This window comes from Micromonospora sp. ALFpr18c, assembly GCF_008868155.1.
Lineage (GTDB): Bacteria > Actinomycetota > Actinomycetes > Mycobacteriales > Micromonosporaceae > Micromonospora.
The window spans coordinates 1-1,150 of the sequence record NZ_WBKR01000410.1 but is presented as its reverse complement, the minus strand read 5'-3'; the positions used below and the strand labels follow the sequence as shown (position 1 = coordinate 1,150).

At 83.8% G+C, this 1,150-nt stretch carries 1 pseudogene; it reads right to left on the bottom strand.

The annotated features are described in order from the left end of the window. Positions 1–1,150 (bottom strand): annotated as a pseudogene (locus F8271_RS32790) (hypothetical protein); the annotation flags it as partial.

Genomic DNA, 1,150 nt, shown 5'->3' with positions numbered 1-1,150 from the left:
GGACCGGGCGGCCCGTCGACGCGCGGACCGGGCGGCCCGTCCAGACCGGCGCCCGGTGGGACGGCAGCCCGCGCCGCGCCGTCGGGCCGCGCCGCGCCGCGGGCGGCGGGATCCGCGCCCGGGCCGGGTCGCGGAGGGCCGTCGGGGCCACGGTGGCCAGCGCCCGACACCGGCGCGTCACCGGGCGCCGGTCGGGCCCGGCCGGAACGGGCACCGCCCCGAGGCGGTGCGCCCGCAGCGGCGGGACCGCCGCTGGGCGCGGGTCGGCCACCACCGGCGGGACCGGTGTACGCGTCGTCGCGGTCACCCTCGCGGATGGGCCGCCCCGGGCCGGCCGGCCCGTCGGGGCCAGGCTCCGTCGGAGGGCGGCGGCGTCGGACGGTCGGGTCCGGAGCACCCCGTCGGGCGGTGGGTCGTTCGCCGGTGGTCGACGGGTAGGCCAGACCGCCGCTCGGTTGCTCCCCGGTGGGATCCGGCGCGTCGGGCCGCGCCGCCCGGCGGCCGGCGGGGGCGTCCGCGCCCGGGTCGGCCGGCGGTCGGACGGGTCGACGGCCGGGCCGCTCGGCGGCCGGGTCGGGCACGGCGAGCCGGCCAGACGGAAGGTCGGTGGGATCGCCCGTCGGTGGCATCGGGCGGCGGCCGGTGGGCTGCCCGCCGGGTGGCACGGCGGGAGTCCCGCCTCGCCGGTTGACCACCGGCAGGCCGGGGTCGGTGTGCGGCAGGCGTCCGGCCTGCCGCAGCCAGTCGGCCGGGCGCTCCGGGCGGTCCGCCCGGGGCTCACCACCGACCTGCGGACGCCGCTCCTGCTCGTCGGGGACGGCCCGGCGGCGCCCGGCGCGGTCGGCCGAGCCGACGGTGGGCGTGGCGCCGGTGTTGCCGCCGCGCGCGTCGGGCACCGGGGGCGCGTTGCCCGAACGAGGCACCACCGGCTCGGTGGGCTCGGCGGCACGGCGCCGGCCGGCGGCTGCCGGACGAGCCCGGGTGGCGGGGCCGGGACCTGCCGGCTCCGGCGCTCCGGGATCAACCGGGCCGGGGCGCCGTCGGGCGGTCCGGGGGTCGGCGTCGATGGCCGGGTCGGGTCGCAGGCCGTCGGAGACCGTCGGCACGGCACCGGCCGGTGGGGCGTCGAAGCGGGCCGGGCCGCGGGACG